This is a genomic window from uncultured Roseibium sp. (genome assembly GCF_947499295.1).
Taxonomy (GTDB): domain Bacteria; phylum Pseudomonadota; class Alphaproteobacteria; order Rhizobiales; family Stappiaceae; genus Roseibium.
Genome location: NZ_CANMNP010000018.1, coordinates 91530 through 106896, shown reverse-complemented (window position 1 = coordinate 106896; position 15367 = coordinate 91530). Strand labels below are relative to the sequence as shown.

Genomic DNA, 15367 nt, shown 5'->3' with positions numbered 1-15367 from the left:
CAAATTCCGTGGAGGTTTTTTTCACCGATGCGCCGTCCGTCCGATCCTTACCGCAGCTTCACATAAGTGCTGAGAAGGGAGCTGTCGAGTCAGATAAGCGAGCAACTCAATTGCCTTCTACGCTGTTAGGTAGAATTCGGACCTTCACCCGGCCACTCCCGCCGCCGCTTTCCGCCGATACGTTGCCCTGACCAGCAGTCAGATTTGCCTGCCCCGTTTTCAGATTGACTGTCAACTTGTTGCCAACCACAACGTTAGGACCCTGACTGAGCACAACTTCCCGGCCGGTCATAACCATGATTTCGCGGTTCATATCGAAACTCGCCGCGTCACCCTTTGCCGTTTGATCCTTGGAGGCGATAAAGACACCACCGGCGGCCTCCAGGCGCGAGATCTTCTGCTGGACGGCCGATTCATCTGCCTTGTCGCTGGCAGAGCCCGCGTAGAAGACCTTTAGCCGTTCCGTTTTGAGGCTGGTTTCGCCCTGGGTGACAACCACATCGCCGACAAATGTCGCGGTGCTGTTGTTGTCTTCCACCCGGAGTTCGCTTGCTTCGATCTCAATCGGCTGCCCATCATTCGATCCGAACCCTGCAAATGCGTCAGAGAAGGTCTGCGCTCCGGCAGCGCTGGCGAAGAGCACGGACATAGCAGCGATCGCGAATAGTTTGAGAGATTTCATTGGTTCCCGTCCTCAGCAGCCGGATTGAGCGTCATTTTGATGCCGTCCGAAAACCGGACGAGACCCTTGTTTTGATCATAAGAAAGCTTACCGGCAACAACGTGACCCTGGTCGGAACGGATCGAGATGGGCTCCGACGTGGACAGGGCACCGTTGTTCAGGTCCACCTGAACTTCAGAAAGATCCACCGTATAGCCTTCGCTCCACTCCAGCTGGATACCTTCGTAGAGGCGCAGCGTTTCCGCCGCGTTGTTGTATGTGCCTTTCAAGGCAATAATTTCCGCACTTTCATCAGCGCTTAGCACAATGTCAGCGCGTATGGTTTCAAGATCAATGATCCGGGGGTCACTCAATCTTTGAATGGCTCTGCTCGCAGTCACCTTGTAGGAGCGCTCACCATCGTGACCTGAGAGCTCCGGGTGATCCATCACCAGACCTTCGCTTGTCAGCATCATGTTGGCTGCGCCAAAACTGTTCAGAAAATTGAACAGGACCACAAGCGCGACCATCCCCCCGAGGATAAGAAGACCCATTCCCGGAAGCAGCCAGCGCAAGATGCGCACCATCAGACTGTGCCGTCTCGCAACGCGCTGTGCCTTGCTGGGCTTTCGCCTGGGAGCGGCTACTGCAGGGAATTCTGTGACTGCGGTCAAAAAAGTCTCCGGTTTGTCGCGAGCTCTGCCTGTCAGGCGGAGCCGGAAAGATCAGGAATGCGCAAAGATGTCGTTGTCTTCCCATCCCTTTAGGTCAAGTTCGGCACGCGTCGGCAAAAAGTCAAAGCACGCTTTGGCGATGTGTTCACGTTCTTCCCGCTTGAGCATCGCCAGGAGCCGATCTCTCAGGTCATGCAGATAGAGCACATCGGAAGCCGCATAGGTCAATTGTGCATCCGACAACGTCTCTGCTGCCCAATCGGAACTTTGCTGCTGTTTGGAGAGCTCCACTCCAAGCAACTCGCGGGTAATGTCCTTCAATCCATGACGATCTGTGTATGTACGCACCAGCTTCGACGCAATTTTGGTGCACCAGACAGGCGACACACGGATATCCAGATAGTGCTTCAACACAGCAACATCAAACCTGGCGAAATGAAAAATCTTCGGTTTAGACGGGTTCGTCATCAACGCGGCAAGGTTGGGCGCATCGGCCTGACCGCGCGCAATCTGAACCACATCTGCAGATCCGTCGCCGGGTGAAAGCTGAACAACGCACAGCCTGTCACGATGAGGATTGAGGCCAAGCGTTTCGGAATCGACCGCTACTGCACTTGCCTTTTCATAAGCGCTCAGATCAGGGAGATCCCCTCTGTGGTAACGGATAGTCATTTCGAATTGTCTCCTGTCGCCCAAACGGCCAAAGCATCAAGGTGTTGACCGTCAGGTAAAACATGGCGAGACGTGTGGCAAGCGGATTGGTTGCTCGATCGAATTCCGCCGGGGAAACGCTGCTCTCACTTCTTGATGCGAAACGCCTGATGACAGCTTTTGCAGGTTTCGCCGAGCGCGCCGAAGACTTCGGCGATTTGTGACTTGTCACCGCCTTCATCCGCAGTGCTTTTCAAAGCCAACGCAGCGCTCCGAAGATCGTCGGCGAGTGCCTGAAACTTCGTCCATTCCGTCCAGATCGCAGGACTGGCCTCTGTTGGCGGATGCAGGCTGTCTTCCGGGAAGAGCTTCACCATGGCCGCGCCACCGTGGTTTGCAATCACTTCTCCGGCTTCCGAAACCCGTGGCAGGTCCAGTGCTCCGGTCTTTAACATGGTGCCGACGGCTTTCACCTGATCCCCGATTTCAGACATTGCATCCATGCGGTCCTTGACGATTCCCGTTGCGCCGGTATGCGCAAGTGCCGTGCCCGCGACAACCAAAGTGCCCAGAAGGGCAATTCCTGTTCGTCCCAATTTCATCCATTCCCTCCTAGTGGATTCCATTCGCGCGTTGAAGCTCCCGAACAAAGACCACAATTCTCTCAACGTCCCGCATACTGGTGTTTTGCACCGGAGGCATGTCACCAAACGACCAGTGGTGCGCTCTGACCCCTTGCTTGGCCGCAACAAAGAATGACCCGTCGCTGTGGTGACCTGGCTCGTAAATCTTGTGAACGAGAGGCGGGCCGAACCCTTCTCTGCCGACAGCATTGTCGCCATGGCACACCGAACAGTTCTCCTGAAACAGTTTTTGTCCTTCTACGGCGTTTTCCGACAGCTCTGGAACGGTGATCGTGACCATCGGCATACCTTGCGCCGGAGTTGCATGATCACCTTTGTCTTTGAACAGAGTGGCGAGGGTATACGCCAGTATGAGCGCAAAACCGGCCGCGACAACTGCCGTCGTCCGCGCTTTCACTTCCCCTTCTCCTTGAAAGTGCCCATCGCTGCAGTACTCTGCCCCGCGAGATCATCAATTATCGGGCAGTCGGGCCGATTGTCACCGTGACAGGCCTCTGCAAGATCGGAGAGAACCCGTCTCAGCGATTTCAGCTCCGAAATCTTGCGGTCCACCTCACGGATCTTGGCCTGAGTCAGTTTCTTGACGTCCGCACTGGCACGGTTCCTGTCGCCATAAAGCGAGAGCAATTCGCGGCATTCTTCTATTGAAAATCCGAGGCTTCGCGCCCTTTGAAGAAATTTCAGCCTCTCCAGATCAGAATTTGAGAATTCCCGGTAGCCGTTTTCGCTCCGCTGCGGGAGCACCAGTCCGATGTCTTCATAATACCGGATGGTCTTGACCGGTAACCCGCTTTGTTCAGCTGCTGATCCGATATTCATCTGATCGCCTCACAGTTTCAGGGTGCGCAAACGCAACGCATTGCTGATCACGGAGACCGATGACAAGCTCATGGCCGCTGCCGCCAGCATTGGTGAAAGCAGGATACCAAAGATGGGGTAAAGAACCCCGGCGGCAATCGGAACACCAACAGAATTGTAGATGAAAGCGAAAAAGAGGTTTTGACGGATATTGCGCACCGTCTCGCGAGCCAGTTTGCGCGCCCGCAGGATACCCTCCAGGTCGCCTTTTAAAAGTGTGAGACCGGCACTTTCGACAGCAACATCGGCTCCCGTACCCATAGCCAGGCCAACATCGGCTGCCGCAAGCGCAGGTGCGTCATTCACGCCGTCTCCGGCCATTGCCACAATATGTCCCGCAGCTTTCAATTCTTCGATCAGCTTTTGCTTTCCCTCCGGCAGGACGCCGGCGCGCACATCATCGATCCCAAGCGTTTTTGCGACCGCTTCTGCGGTTCGCGGAGCGTCGCCCGTTGCCATGACAATCCTGATATTGTCCTTGTGCAGCGCGCCAATTGCAGCCTTCGCATTGGTTTTGATCGGGTCGGCAACGGCAATGACGCCCAGAAGGGCAGCCTTGTCACCTTTTCCGCGCACGAGATACATCGCTGTCTTGCCAAGATGCGCCAGTTCCTCCGCCCGTTCCTGCAATTCGGACAAATCGGCCCCGGCCTCCTGTGCAAAAGCCGCATTTCCGAAGACAATACTCTCGTCCATGACATTCGCCGTCACGCCCTTGCCCGTCACCGCTTGGAATTCCCGGGCGTCCGGCAAATCAATTCCCCGAAGCGCGATGGTATCAAGAATGGCCTCGGCCAGCGGGTGTTCAGAGCCTTTTTCCAATGCTCCGGCCAGATGCAAAACCGTGTTCTCGTCAACACCATCTGCCGTCAGAACATCGCTCACAATGGGTCGACCTTCCGTAAGCGTTCCGGTCTTGTCGACAACGATCGTGTCGACGGAGGCAAGACGCTCCAAAGCCTCCGCTGTTTTTACCAGGACGCCGGCCTGGGCACCGCGGCCGGTCGCCGTCATGATCGACATTGGTGTTGCCAGGCCGAGCGCGCATGGGCAGGCGATAATAAGCACAGATACAGCGGCGATTACGGCATGCACGAAGGACGGGCTTGGCCCGACCACCAACCAGATGACAAAGGCCAGAATGGCGACCGCCACAACAGCGGGAACAAAGATACCGGCAACACGGTCGGCAAGGCCTTGAATTGGGGCTCGTGAGCGCTGTGCGGACGCAACCATGTCAACGATCTTGGCCAGCATGGTATCGGCTCCGACCAGCTCGGCCTGCATTACGAAGGAACCCGACTTGTTCAAAGTGCCACCGGTTACCTTGTCACCGTCCGTTTTGGCGACCGGCACAGGCTCACCAGTGACGAGGCTTTCATCGACCGATGAGTTGCCTTCCAAAACCCTTCCGTCGACGGGCACGGCCTCACCCGGCCTGACACGCAATCTGTCACCGGCCAGAATATTTTCCAGCGGCGCGTCATATTCATCACCTTCCGGCGTAACCCGCCGTGCGGTCTTTGGCGCCAGATCGAGAAGAGCGCGAATAGCATCGCCGGTGCGTTCACGTGCTCTCAGTTCCAACACCTGCCCGACAAACACCAGGGCCACAATGACAACCGACGCTTCGAAATAAACCGGGAGGTGCCCGCTTGCGCTCTTCAAGTTGTCGGGAAAGAGAAATGGAAGGAATGCTGCCACCATGGAATAGGCATAGGCGGTTCCCACGCCTATCATGATCAGCGTCCACATATTGAAGTGGCGCGTGGTCAACGATGTCCAGCCGCGCTGAAAGAATGGCAACGCTGCCCAAAGGACCACCGGTGTCGCCAGAAGAACCTCCAGGTAAATTGCGACGCTTTCACCAATCCAGTCACGAATTGGAACACCGACCATCGGCCCCATAGTCAGAACAAGCAGGGGAATGGTGGCCAGTGCGCTCACCCAGAGTCGTTTGGTAAAATCGATCAGTTCGTGATTGGGCTCATCGGAGACACCGCTCATCGGTTCAAGAGCCATCCCGCAGATCGGACATGTTCCCGGCCCTTCCTGGACGATTTCCGGGTCCATCGGACAAGTGAAGAGCGCTTCGCCTGAGCTGCGTTCCGCCTCTTGGGCTTTTTTCCGGTCGTTGTTGCCCGACAAAAAGAAATAAGGATCGGCGTCAAACCTGTCATGACACTTCGGATTGCAGAAATGGTAGTCCTTGTCTTTGTATTTGAGGGAAGGTTTGCCTTTGCCGAGCGTTACGGACATGCCGCATACCGGGTCGGTCGCCTGACTGACATTTTCCTGTGCGGCTTGATCCAAGACTTCCTGCATTATCCTGATGACTCCAATCTTGTCATGAAGCCGTCAGTTAGGGCTTCCAGTCACTGGAAGGTCAAGACGGGGAAACGCGTAGACAGCAGATGCTCAATAGGCGAACGCCTCGCATTCCCTTGCGTACGCCCATGTGACTTCCAAATGTCAACTGAGCGCAGGCCTTCAAAACAAGGGCTGATGCCCATCAAAAATAACGAATGACAATTTCCTTGCCATCCTTCGAAGTTAAAATCATGATGACTTCAAATAAAAATAAAGCCCTGAGCAAGAAAACAATTGATATAAATACGGATCAGTTTTATGAAAATCGGCAGAAAGCTCACTACTTCTCTGAATTTGCTTGGTTTCGCTTCATTTTTGTTAAGCGCATGTATTGCCAGCGCGTCAGCTGCCGATCTATCCAACAAGCCAAATGTCACGGAGACACTCGTCAATGAGAGGATCAATCGAACCTGGGAATTTATGATCGCTCCCTATTTCATAGCGGCCAATATTTCGGGGACATCACAGGTTGGGCGACTTCCGAGCACCGACATTGACATCGGCACGGGTGACATTCTGGAGAACCTCCGCTTTGGCGGGATGATCCACGCTGAAGCGCTATACAATCAGAAATTCGGCGGCATGCTTGATGTCGCCTATATGAACCTCGGTGGAGCGACAGATACCCCCAGATCAGGCGGACGTATTCGTGTCGGGGTTGGCCAACTGATTGTTGAAGGCATGCTTTTTTACAGAGCCTACAGCACCTCGCAGACGTCAATTGATGTGTATGCGGGTGGACGTTATTGGGATATCGACCTTGACCTTGATGCCACCGGCACAATTGCGGGCAACTTCGACATCACCAGAGGAGACAACTGGATCGACCCGGTGGTCGGTATTCGCGCCTTTCACATGCTGAATGACAAATGGTCGGTGAACGGCCGTGGCGACATCGGCGGCTTCGGTGCCGGTTCCGACTTTACCTGGAATGTGCAGGCCGGCGCTGGCTATCACTTCAACAAGACCTGGTCCGCGCATCTGCAATACAAGGCTCTCAGTGTCGACTATGACAATGACAAGTCCGGTAGATCCAGTTTTGAATATGACACGATCACACATGGCCCACTGGTCGGCATAGTCGCTCGATTCTAGTCGGGTTCCAGACCGCAACGCCTATCAGAATTTTTGATCGCACGAGCATCGTCCACATTCTGATTGCACGCATCGCAATATGTGGTCAGCCGGAGCACAACGCGGGCCACCTTAATGGATTGGCGCCTCGCCATATTTGGGTGCATCTTCACGCTCCATTAACCATAAGTAGCACTATTCTGACACACCAATAACGCGAATCTCTTCTTGATAGAACCAACGGTGTTTCGGTGATGCAAAAACTTTTCTGGTCGCTGTCTGCGGTTATCTGCCTGTCAGCGGGTATTGCAACCCCTTCGGTTGCAGCCGATGCCTATCAAGGTCCAGACGGCATTTATCAGACCTCAAGTCTGCGCGGCAGCATCGGGCTGCGCTACTGGTACAGCCGATCGAAATCGGATCTGGACAACGCCCGATATGATATTTCCAGCACCGCCGATGTCACGTCCCATACCGCCGAAATTGTCGGAACGCTGGAAGACGTGACCGAAGGAACCTTTTTTCGCGGATATGTCGGCCTTGGTCGCAATGTTGACGGCAGTACCGATTTCGTCGGTTTGGACATGGACAACACCAGCCAGACGACGCTCAGCTATCTTGTACTGGACGTTGGTTGGCAGTTCGCTCAATTCGCGAACAACCAGGTGCGGCTGAAAGGATTTCTCGGCTACCAATATCTTTCCGACGACCTGAAGGCGTCCTATCGTTCTGTCACGGTTGAGCAGTCACGAGACTGGCACGCAATCCGTTTGGGAATGACGGCGGAAGGTGACATTGGCGAACGGGTCGGATGGTCAGTCGATGTGGCCGGCGTCCCTTGGAGCTACAACCAGATTGAAACCTGGGAAAGCGACTGGACCTACGGTCTGGAAGCGGACGCAATGCTCAACGTAGATCTCACCCAAAACTGGAAGCTTGGCGTCGGCGGCCGTTATTGGTGGCTTCATTCCAACTTCGACCGACGCAACATCTATACCAACGAAAAAGTCGTCTTTGATCAGAACTACCATCGCTACGGGTTGCTCTTGGAGACCAAGTACGCCTTTTAAACTGCTTGCAATACGGTTCACCGCCGTCCAGACCTTCTGGCAGGAACAACAAAGTCCGAACGCCAGAGACTGTCTGAGATCGCCAATGCCTGCCACGCCTGTTGCCACTTACCTGTTTCTCATCGCGGCCATCGTGGCCGAGGTCATCGCGACCTCGGCACTGGCAAAAACCGAAAACTTCACGCGTCTGGTTCCATCGATCATCACAATTGGCGGATACGCCGTTTCCTTCTGGCTTTTGTCATTCCCCATTCGTGTCCTGCCGACCGGCATTGTCTATGCCATCTGGTCCGGCGCCGGCATTGTTCTGATCACACTTGTTGCCTGGCTGGTCTTCAATCAGAAACTCGACCTGCCTGCGGTCCTGGGCCTTGGGCTCATCGTCGCCGGAGTTGTTGTCATCAATGTGTATTCAGACGTCGTGGGACATTAAAGAGGAACATTACGCCTTTCAGCAGGCGCTCTCCTCCTCCCGAACTTGCAAATAGAATGCGGGCTTCACTTCTATTTCAACCAGCAATGCCACGCTCTTTGAACGGGATGAGTGACGTCACGGAATTTTAGGTTGAACAGATCAGGCTTATCCATGTAAATTTCACCAATATCGTTGTCTGTCGGGCGGAACATGAATGTCGTATTTAAAGCAACTCGTCGCGTATGGTTTGACAGTGGCGCTCGCGAGCGCCTGCAACACAAATACAACTGTGGGCAATGGCGGTTCCGACAATGATTCCATAGGCCGCTCCACGACTTTGAGCCAGGGTCGTGTCGGAAACCCGGCCTATTGAACGTATTGAGAAAGCAATTTTTTCGGCCCGGTTTACAGGCTTTCATTCGTGTTATTTGACCTGGTTTATCTTGCGGATATTCGATTTCCCGGAGGCACTTCGACTGCGCTTTTTTACGAGTTAAGGGCAGCAGCAAGGGCTGGATTAAAGGTTGGGCTGATCCCTGTCGCTTCACCGATCCTGACCAAATCGCGTGCCCCCAATCCGAAGCTGCTCAACGAAATCCGCAGAACCCGAACCACCATTGTTCCAAGAGGCGTGACGCCGCAGTGTCGCCTATGCCTTGCGTATCATCCAACACTGCTCGACGGCCAGCTCAAGAACGTGCCCCGCGTCAAGGCGGATACGTTCGCGCTTGTAGCGCACCAGCCACCTTTGAACAGGTTTGGCGAGAAAGCCTTTGACGCAGGTCAGCTCTCGCGGATCGCCGAGGACCTTTTTGGCCACGAGCTGACGATACTTCCGGTCGGGCCGACTGTCAGACAAGGGTTTGAAGCACAAGGATTATCCGCGCAGCTTAGTGCCGACGACTGGCTCAACCTGGTAGATGTGAATGACTTTCCGATTTGCGACAACCGGGAGATTGAGGGACCTCTTGTCATTGGACGTCACTCCCGCCCAGGTCGTGAAAAGTGGCCGGACCCGGAAGACGCTATCCTCGCCTATCCGGAGAACAGCAGATATCAGTTCCGCATGCTCGGTGTGGGGCCGGACTATCTGGGTGAACTGGATAAAACTCCATCCAATTGGCACTGTCTTCCGTTTACGACACAACCAGTTTCCGGTTTCCTGAAGGGGCTTGACGCCTACAGCTATTTCCACAGCCCGGCCTGGATCGAAGCCTTCGGTTATTGTGTTCTGGAAGCACTATCTGCAGGATTGCCGACCGTGCTTCCGAACTATTTCTGCGATTGGTTCGAGGACGCTGCGCTCTACGGCACACCTTCACAGGCGCCGGAGCACTATGACCGGATCCTGGATGACAAAACCTATCGACTGGAAGTGTCAACAAGAGCCAGGAAGTTTGCCTCTGACCGTTTCGGTCTGGAGCAGTTTGGAGAGCGTTTTGAAAAGCTGGCCGGCAAGGTCCAACATCTGCATGCTGCTGGATCATCGCTGAAGGCACGGCCGCCAAGGCAACATGTGGTTCTTGCCGTTACATCAAACGGGATCGGTCTTGGCCACCTGACAAGACAGCTCGCAGTGGCAAAAGCGCTTGGGCCGAACGTAAAAACAGTCTTCTTCTCCCTTTCGGAAGCAGTCAAAGTTGCTCAACAGATGGGACACCTGGTTGAATTTCGACCGTTCCATCGACGATTGGGCTGCCGTGTGGATGACTGGAACGATTTTTTTTACCGGGAGTTGCGAGATGCTCTCTCGTTCTATCGTCCAGAACTCGTCAGTTTCGATGGAAACACTCCCTATTCCGGATTGCTGGAAGCAATTTCAGACCATGGTGACGCACAATCCGCCTGGATCCGGCGCGGAATGTGGCGCACGGAAGCGCCTGAGATTTCCCGGCGCGCATCGCACTTTGACCTTGTCATCGAACCCGGCGAAGTCGCTGCGCCAATGGACCCTGGATATGCAAGGATCGGCAGCGACCATCTGGTTCACACCGACCCTGTTCTGCTGGTAAACCAGTCAGAAATGATGACGCGCGCAACCGCCCGACGCCTATTGGACCTGCCACTGGATGCAACCCTTGGCCTGGTGCAGCTAGGTTCGGAGCGCAACAGCGACATGTCCTTTGCACGACACGCGATCGACGCTGTACTTGAACGCAACCAAAACGTTCATTTTGTTGAAATCAAATCGCCAATCAGCCCGGATTACGACAGGGAACCAAACGAGCGATACCATCGGCGTACCGCATATCCGCTCGGGCTTTATCTGAACGGGTTTGACTTCCCGGTTTCAGCAGCGGGATACAACTCCTTTCATGAGTTTCTTGCATCGGCCCTCCCCACTGTCTTTGTTCCCAACAAAGCTCCAGAGATGGACCTCCAGGAAACGAGGGCGGAATATGCCGCCAAGGCAGGTTGGTGTCTGACATGCGACGCAGACGATCCCTTCAACCTGGAAGGCTGCCTGGACGAGATATTGCAAACGCAGACACGACTAGACATGCAGAACAAGTGCCGCATCCTTTCCAAAGGCTGGAAGGGCGCAAACCAAATCGCAGAGTACTTCGCAATGACTGCGGGTTTGCCGACCGGCCCCTTTCCCGGCAGTCAAAAGGATCGGAGTTTGATATGAAGTTGTCAGACAAGATCCGCAGTAGACTGCTAAAACCAGTTATTTCTCTCTACAGCCGTTTCGCCGGTTCCCGAAAAGAGACGGCCGTTCTTCTGTCAGGAACAGCGAAATCCAAGCCCGTGGCTCTGGTTTGGGCGTTTGGCATATCCGAACTTGAGCGTGACGCCAAACTGCAGGACATGAAGGATCACCTTGACGCCTTTCATACCGTCGTTGTCGTTTGTGACAGCAACGCATTTTCAAATTTGCTGCAGATGGGTTTTCGCGTCGAAGCCGTACCAAGTCACGAAGAGCAGCAAAGCCACTTTTGCGACCTGCCGTGGTCGACTTACCTCTCGCGTCGCATCAGCCGTATTCGGAATAACTGGGCGCCGGACTTTGAATTTACGCTCGCTAAAGATCCTGACGAGTTTGTCGAATCCTGCAAAAGCAGACAGCTGACAACATCCAACAACATTACAATGACTGAAGACCTCGAATATCTCGAGGACTACGCTTCCTGACCAGTTCCCGCGCTGACACATCAAACGAGGTCCAAAGAATGTCTTAGATGGTCAACACATTTACTTTTGTTGCCTGTCCAGAGCTTCGCGAACAAAAGGCCGCAAGGACCCCAGTTCAACCGAAGGGCTTCTCAGTCTTTGATCTGCAAGAATTGAAAGGAGCTCTGGATGGTCTGGGTGACCGGGATCGCAGACATTGTGTTCTTCGAACTCCTGCTGTGTGAATGTGCCCCAATTGCGCAAACGCAGGAAATAGACGCCATTGGCACCGACATGTTGGGCCAGGCTCGCAAATGAAGGAACTTCTCGAAAATTCCGTTTCTGGACGACAAAGTCCAGCCGAAGTTTCGAGAAGGCACCTGCCCGACGCATGTTGCCGAGAAAGCGCAGATTGCTCATAAGGCGCTTAAAGGTTCCTCCACGCCTGACAACAGAATATGTTTCGGCCTCTGCGGCATCTACCGAAATCCAGATACTGTCGACATGTCCCCAAAGGTCCAGTCTGTTCCACGTGGCTTCATCAAGCAGGAGGCCATTGGTGTGCAACTGAAGCCTTTGAGCGCGGGTGTTTGTTGCCGTGAAGTGCTTCAGGAAGCTGAGAAAATGCCGGCTGGCAAATGGATCGCCAGACCCTGTCACCTTGATCCTTGAGGCTGCTGACAAAAAATCAGCGTAGTCTTTGTTGATCAGGTTATCGAGCTCTGCCGATTGCTCGCGATTGATCTGGATGACCTTTGTTCGGCAGCTGGGGCAGGATAGGTTGCAACTCCGGTCGTGAGACAAGATCGCGCGGTTTGGTGTTTGTTTCAGAGAAAGCGTATCCGATTTTTCGGATGCGTTTCGTGCTTTGGCAATTGTCATGACCTCGGAAGAGGCGCCCATTTGCTCGAGCTTCCGCAGCCTGCGCCCACTGATCATCGGGCAATGCCAACGGCTGCAATAGGTATAGTCTCCGTCGAGGATCGACCGCCTGATTTCTTTCGCCACGTCCGAGTTCCAGACACGGTCCGGTTTCTGGTCAAGTTTCCCAATCGGAGCCGGCTGCCACGCCGAGCAGCAAAAGTGAACTGTCTCGTTCGCTCGTGTTTCAATCTGCTCGAAGGGTGCTTTGCAGAATTTGTCCTTAAGCCAATCATCAACCGGAAGCGACAGGTCGCTGCTTTCAATTGCGGCTGCATCATGCAGCCGTTGAGCCAGCAAGTCGTGGTGGTCAACACTGTTCACCGCGTTCGCGAGCCGCTTGGCCAGATCCCAGTTCTCTACCTGGATACAGGCCAAAGAAGCCGCATTCAGAGTTGAGATGCTGACCTTACCGGCATCGTTCAAAAGCCATTCACCGAAGCCTTGCAGCAATCGCGCGCTGAGGGTTGAACCAATTTCATCCGCAGCAGCCGCTATCAGATCACGCGCCGTCTTCTTCCCCGAAACCGGATTCCTGCGGGCATCCAGATAGGCAGTGTTACCGGCATTCAGAAAGTCGGCCGTTTTTTGGAACCTTGCCGTTGGCTCTTCGATACGTTCAGCTTCCATGGGTCAGAGGCCGTTCAGCTGAAGTCGCTGCTCAATGCGTTCTTCGACCTTGGCAATGTCGTCTGTACTGAGCAATGCTTTCAGTCGCTCGACTTCTTCAGCGGCATTCTTGTATTTCTTCAAATCGGCAATCCGATAGAAAAAGAAGGCTTCCAGCGTGTCCTGAGAAACCAGGCTGCCTTCCTCGTGGACCCGGCCCAACTCGAAATAAGCCTGACCGAACCCCCGATCGGCAGACAATGTGAGAAGCTCGAGGATCTTCTCTTTTCCCGCTGCGTCAGGTTTTTGACCCATCAGATCCCTGGCAAGAAAATACGGTGAGAAACGGTCCCCGGCATCAATTGCCCGTGCCAGCCAGAGATGCGCGGTCTTGCGATCTTTTTCGACACCCCACCCGGAAAGATAGCTTCGGCCCAGGCTGTTCATCGCCTCTCGCTGCCCGTTTTCAGCTGCAAGCCTGTAAAGCGCAGCGGAGGCGTCATAGTTCTGTTCGACACCAATCCCCTTCCGATAGAGATCCGCCAAGGCGTTTTGCGCATTGACCCATCCCATCGCGGAAGCGAGGCGGTACCAAAGTATGCCTTCAGACGGCTGCTGGGCGACACCGCGACCCTTTATGTAAAGCGTACCGACATTGGTCCGCGCGCGCAGATTGCCGAGACTTGCCGCCTTCAGATAGTACCGGCGGGCCTCCTCATAATTCACATCGGAACCGCGACCTGAATAGTACATGTAGCCCAGATTGGTCAGGGCAGCGGAGTAGTTCTGATCCGCTGCGAGTTTGTAAAAGGCCTTGGCCCATTCAAACCTCTTGGCCACATCAAGAACACGCCCCAGCTGGAACTGCAGCCTAGGGTTCCCTGGGTCTTCCACGAGTGCGAAACCGCACAGAATGACGGCATCTCGAATGTTGATCAGACCGTCGCGGATCGAGGGGGCAACACGTTGAGGGTCTGCGGGATGGGCTGCCAGGAGATCACAGGCCGTCACGATGTCTCTCAGCCCGCCTGCGGCATTCGGCAGTTCTTCGGGCCACAGCCTAAACAATTCTGCGGGAATATTTGTCTGGGGTTGAAATGCCAGACGTTCCTGACGCTTTTGCCTGGCCCGTTCAATGACATCCTGCTGGTTGATCGCAGCCGTACGCACGCTCACGCTGCGCGATGCCTCTGCAACCTGTCTTTCGCCTGTGTCCAAATTGCGCATGAGGGTGCGCACCGCCGAAATATGCCGACTGGACGGGAAGGATCGGACGAAGCGCTCAAGCTCGTCTTCTGTTCCGTATTTACTCAGAAAGTACCAAAGAACAGTGTCGAGATCATAGTCTCCGGCCTCGACCTGGGGTTCAGGTGTCGCAGATCCCAAATTCCCCCTCAGCACATGCTCTCGCTCGACAGACCCTATCACCCAAGGGATCTGCAATCCTTCGGTTGAGACCCTCACCTGCTGGCGAACGCGGCGAAATGCGGAAAAGAGCGAGATCCCCGGTGACTCGAACGCCCGGCTCAATGCAATCGCATAAGGTCCGTTACCACCGGCCGGGCCATCAAAGGCGAGTTTTCCAGCACTGGTGGAAAAAGCCAGCAACGTTTCTTCGCCGCCTGCTTCTGAATAGGACAATCCCGCCTGAAAACGCGGGTCCAAACCGGAAAACGGATCGTCACGGCAAGCATCGATAATGATCAATCGCAGTCCGCCGCCCTTCCCGGTCGAGGCAGCGTCAATGACATCACGCAGTTGAACCGCTTTCAGGTTCACCGATTCCGCTGAAGACGTGTCCACATCGACAGAAAGCAGCTTGTTCTGCCCGTCCACCTGAAACCCATGACCGGCAAAATAGAAAACACCAATCTGGGCGCCATCAAAGGTCCTGTCCATTTCCTCAATGAGGGTGGTGAACTCATCTTTCTTGAGGTCAAAAAACAGATTGACCTCAAAACCCGCCTGCGCCAGGACTTCGGCAACAAGCGCGGCATCGTTTGATGCATTCGCAAGAGGCGACGTGTCGTACTTGGTGTTTCCGACAACGACTGCGATCCTGTCTGCAGCCGCCTGCGCCTGTTGAACCCAGACCTGGCCAATTGCGAGCGCAAACAACAATACCAAGCCCGCCGGGATTCTGAGTTTCATCTGCTCACCTTCACAAAACTGCGTTCACGCCGAAAACTGGGCGATCAAGACGCCTGTATGCCTAAAAGCATCATCAAAACTCATTTTCCTTTGTCGGACAACCTGAAGACTGCCGATGTTCGGCCCGGAGAGCCGCAATCCCGCCACTCCACAGT

The 15367-nt window shown here is 54.5% G+C and carries 14 protein-coding genes; 5 read left to right on the top strand and 9 right to left on the bottom strand.

The features are described 5' to 3' along the window. Positions 1 to 106: 106 nt before the first annotated feature. From Q0835_RS23895 to Q0835_RS23865, 7 genes are all read right to left on the bottom strand, one after another. Entirely contained in the window at positions 107 to 682 is a 576-nt protein-coding gene (locus Q0835_RS23895) for an LptA/OstA family protein (protein WP_298964980.1), read from the bottom strand. Next, positions 679 to 1335, bottom strand: a complete 657-nt coding sequence (lptC, locus tag Q0835_RS23890) for an LPS export ABC transporter periplasmic protein LptC (RefSeq protein WP_298817840.1) — start codon at positions 1333 to 1335, stop codon at positions 679 to 681. The genes Q0835_RS23895 and lptC overlap by 4 nt, the downstream gene beginning before the upstream one ends. A 51-nt stretch (positions 1336 to 1386) precedes the next feature. Continuing rightward, the gene (locus tag Q0835_RS23885) at positions 1387 to 2007 is read right to left on the bottom strand and encodes a ribonuclease H-like domain-containing protein (protein ID WP_298964977.1); all 621 of its coding nucleotides are present in this window, start codon (positions 2005 to 2007) and stop codon (positions 1387 to 1389) included. Between the two features lie 125 nt (positions 2008 to 2132). Beyond that, a complete protein-coding gene (locus Q0835_RS23880) occupies positions 2133 to 2588 on the bottom strand; it encodes a cytochrome c (RefSeq protein WP_298817836.1) in 456 nt (151 codons plus the stop codon). A 10-nt stretch (positions 2589 to 2598) separates the two neighbouring features. Continuing rightward, positions 2599 to 3027 (bottom strand): cytochrome c, encoded by a 429-nt coding sequence (locus Q0835_RS23875; RefSeq protein ID WP_298964974.1) that lies wholly within the window; start codon positions 3025 to 3027, stop codon positions 2599 to 2601. Next, positions 3024 to 3449, bottom strand: coding sequence for a Cu(I)-responsive transcriptional regulator (cueR, locus tag Q0835_RS23870; protein ID WP_298964972.1), 426 nt, complete (start codon positions 3447 to 3449; stop codon positions 3024 to 3026). Before cueR ends, Q0835_RS23875 begins: the two co-directional genes overlap by 4 nt. Positions 3450 to 3458: 9 nt before the next feature. Further along, positions 3459 to 5813 (bottom strand): heavy metal translocating P-type ATPase, encoded by a 2355-nt coding sequence (locus tag Q0835_RS23865; RefSeq protein WP_298964969.1) that lies wholly within the window; start codon positions 5811 to 5813, stop codon positions 3459 to 3461. Positions 5814 to 6116: 303 nt separating this feature from the next. Between Q0835_RS23865 and Q0835_RS23860 the strand changes: the two genes are divergently transcribed. The 5 genes from Q0835_RS23860 to Q0835_RS23840 all read left to right on the top strand — a co-directional run bounded on the left by Q0835_RS23860 (position 6117) and on the right by Q0835_RS23840 (position 11552). After that, a complete protein-coding gene (locus tag Q0835_RS23860) occupies positions 6117 to 6953 on the top strand; it encodes a hypothetical protein (RefSeq protein WP_298964966.1) in 837 nt (278 codons plus the stop codon). A gap of 233 nt (positions 6954 to 7186) precedes the next feature. Next, the gene (locus tag Q0835_RS23855; protein ID WP_298964963.1) at positions 7187 to 8002 is read left to right on the top strand and encodes a hypothetical protein; all 816 of its coding nucleotides are present in this window, start codon (positions 7187 to 7189) and stop codon (positions 8000 to 8002) included. Positions 8003 to 8087: 85 nt separating this feature from the next. Continuing rightward, the gene (locus tag Q0835_RS23850) at positions 8088 to 8435 is read left to right on the top strand and encodes an SMR family transporter (protein WP_298964961.1); all 348 of its coding nucleotides are present in this window, start codon (positions 8088 to 8090) and stop codon (positions 8433 to 8435) included. A 403-nt stretch (positions 8436 to 8838) separates the two neighbouring features. Continuing rightward, a complete protein-coding gene (locus Q0835_RS23845) occupies positions 8839 to 11049 on the top strand; it encodes a glycosyltransferase (protein WP_298964958.1) in 2211 nt (736 codons plus the stop codon). Continuing rightward, positions 11046 to 11552 carry a hypothetical protein gene (locus Q0835_RS23840; RefSeq protein WP_298964955.1) on the top strand — a complete coding sequence of 169 codons (507 nt, stop codon included), beginning with the start codon at positions 11046 to 11048 and terminating at the stop codon, positions 11550 to 11552. The genes Q0835_RS23845 and Q0835_RS23840 overlap by 4 nt, the downstream gene beginning before the upstream one ends. Positions 11553 to 11612: 60 nt before the next feature. Here the strand turns inward: Q0835_RS23840 and Q0835_RS23835 are convergent, their stop codons facing one another. After that, positions 11613 to 13082 carry a radical SAM protein gene (locus Q0835_RS23835; RefSeq protein WP_298964952.1) on the bottom strand — a complete coding sequence of 490 codons (1470 nt, stop codon included), beginning with the start codon at positions 13080 to 13082 and terminating at the stop codon, positions 11613 to 11615. A 3-nt stretch (positions 13083 to 13085) separates the two neighbouring features. After that, positions 13086 to 15212, bottom strand: coding sequence for a caspase family protein (locus Q0835_RS23830; protein WP_298964950.1), 2127 nt, complete (start codon positions 15210 to 15212; stop codon positions 13086 to 13088). Positions 15213 to 15367: the final 155 nt, after the last annotated feature.

Excerpts from the sequence above, each read along its gene's own strand:
- Q0835_RS23855 (WP_298964963.1), top strand. The coding sequence starts at position 7,187 with ATGCAAAAACTTTTCTGGTCGCTGTCTGCGGTTATCTGCCTGTCAGCG.
- Q0835_RS23830 (WP_298964950.1), bottom strand. The coding sequence starts at position 15,212 with ATGAAACTCAGAATCCCGGCGGGCTTGGTATTGTTGTTTGCGCTCGCA.
- cueR (WP_298964972.1), bottom strand. The coding sequence starts at position 3,449 with ATGAATATCGGATCAGCAGCTGAACAAAGCGGGTTACCGGTCAAGACC.
- Q0835_RS23880 (WP_298817836.1), bottom strand. The coding sequence starts at position 2,588 with ATGAAATTGGGACGAACAGGAATTGCCCTTCTGGGCACTTTGGTTGTC.
- Q0835_RS23850 (WP_298964961.1), top strand. The coding sequence starts at position 8,088 with ATGCCTGCCACGCCTGTTGCCACTTACCTGTTTCTCATCGCGGCCATC.
- Q0835_RS23865 (WP_298964969.1), bottom strand. The coding sequence starts at position 5,813 with ATGCAGGAAGTCTTGGATCAAGCCGCACAGGAAAATGTCAGTCAGGCG.
- Q0835_RS23835 (WP_298964952.1), bottom strand. The coding sequence starts at position 13,082 with ATGGAAGCTGAACGTATCGAAGAGCCAACGGCAAGGTTCCAAAAAACG.
- Q0835_RS23885 (WP_298964977.1), bottom strand. The coding sequence starts at position 2,007 with ATGACTATCCGTTACCACAGAGGGGATCTCCCTGATCTGAGCGCTTAT.
- Q0835_RS23895 (WP_298964980.1), bottom strand. The coding sequence starts at position 682 with ATGAAATCTCTCAAACTATTCGCGATCGCTGCTATGTCCGTGCTCTTC.
- Q0835_RS23840 (WP_298964955.1), top strand. The coding sequence starts at position 11,046 with ATGAAGTTGTCAGACAAGATCCGCAGTAGACTGCTAAAACCAGTTATT.
- Q0835_RS23860 (WP_298964966.1), top strand. The coding sequence starts at position 6,117 with ATGAAAATCGGCAGAAAGCTCACTACTTCTCTGAATTTGCTTGGTTTC.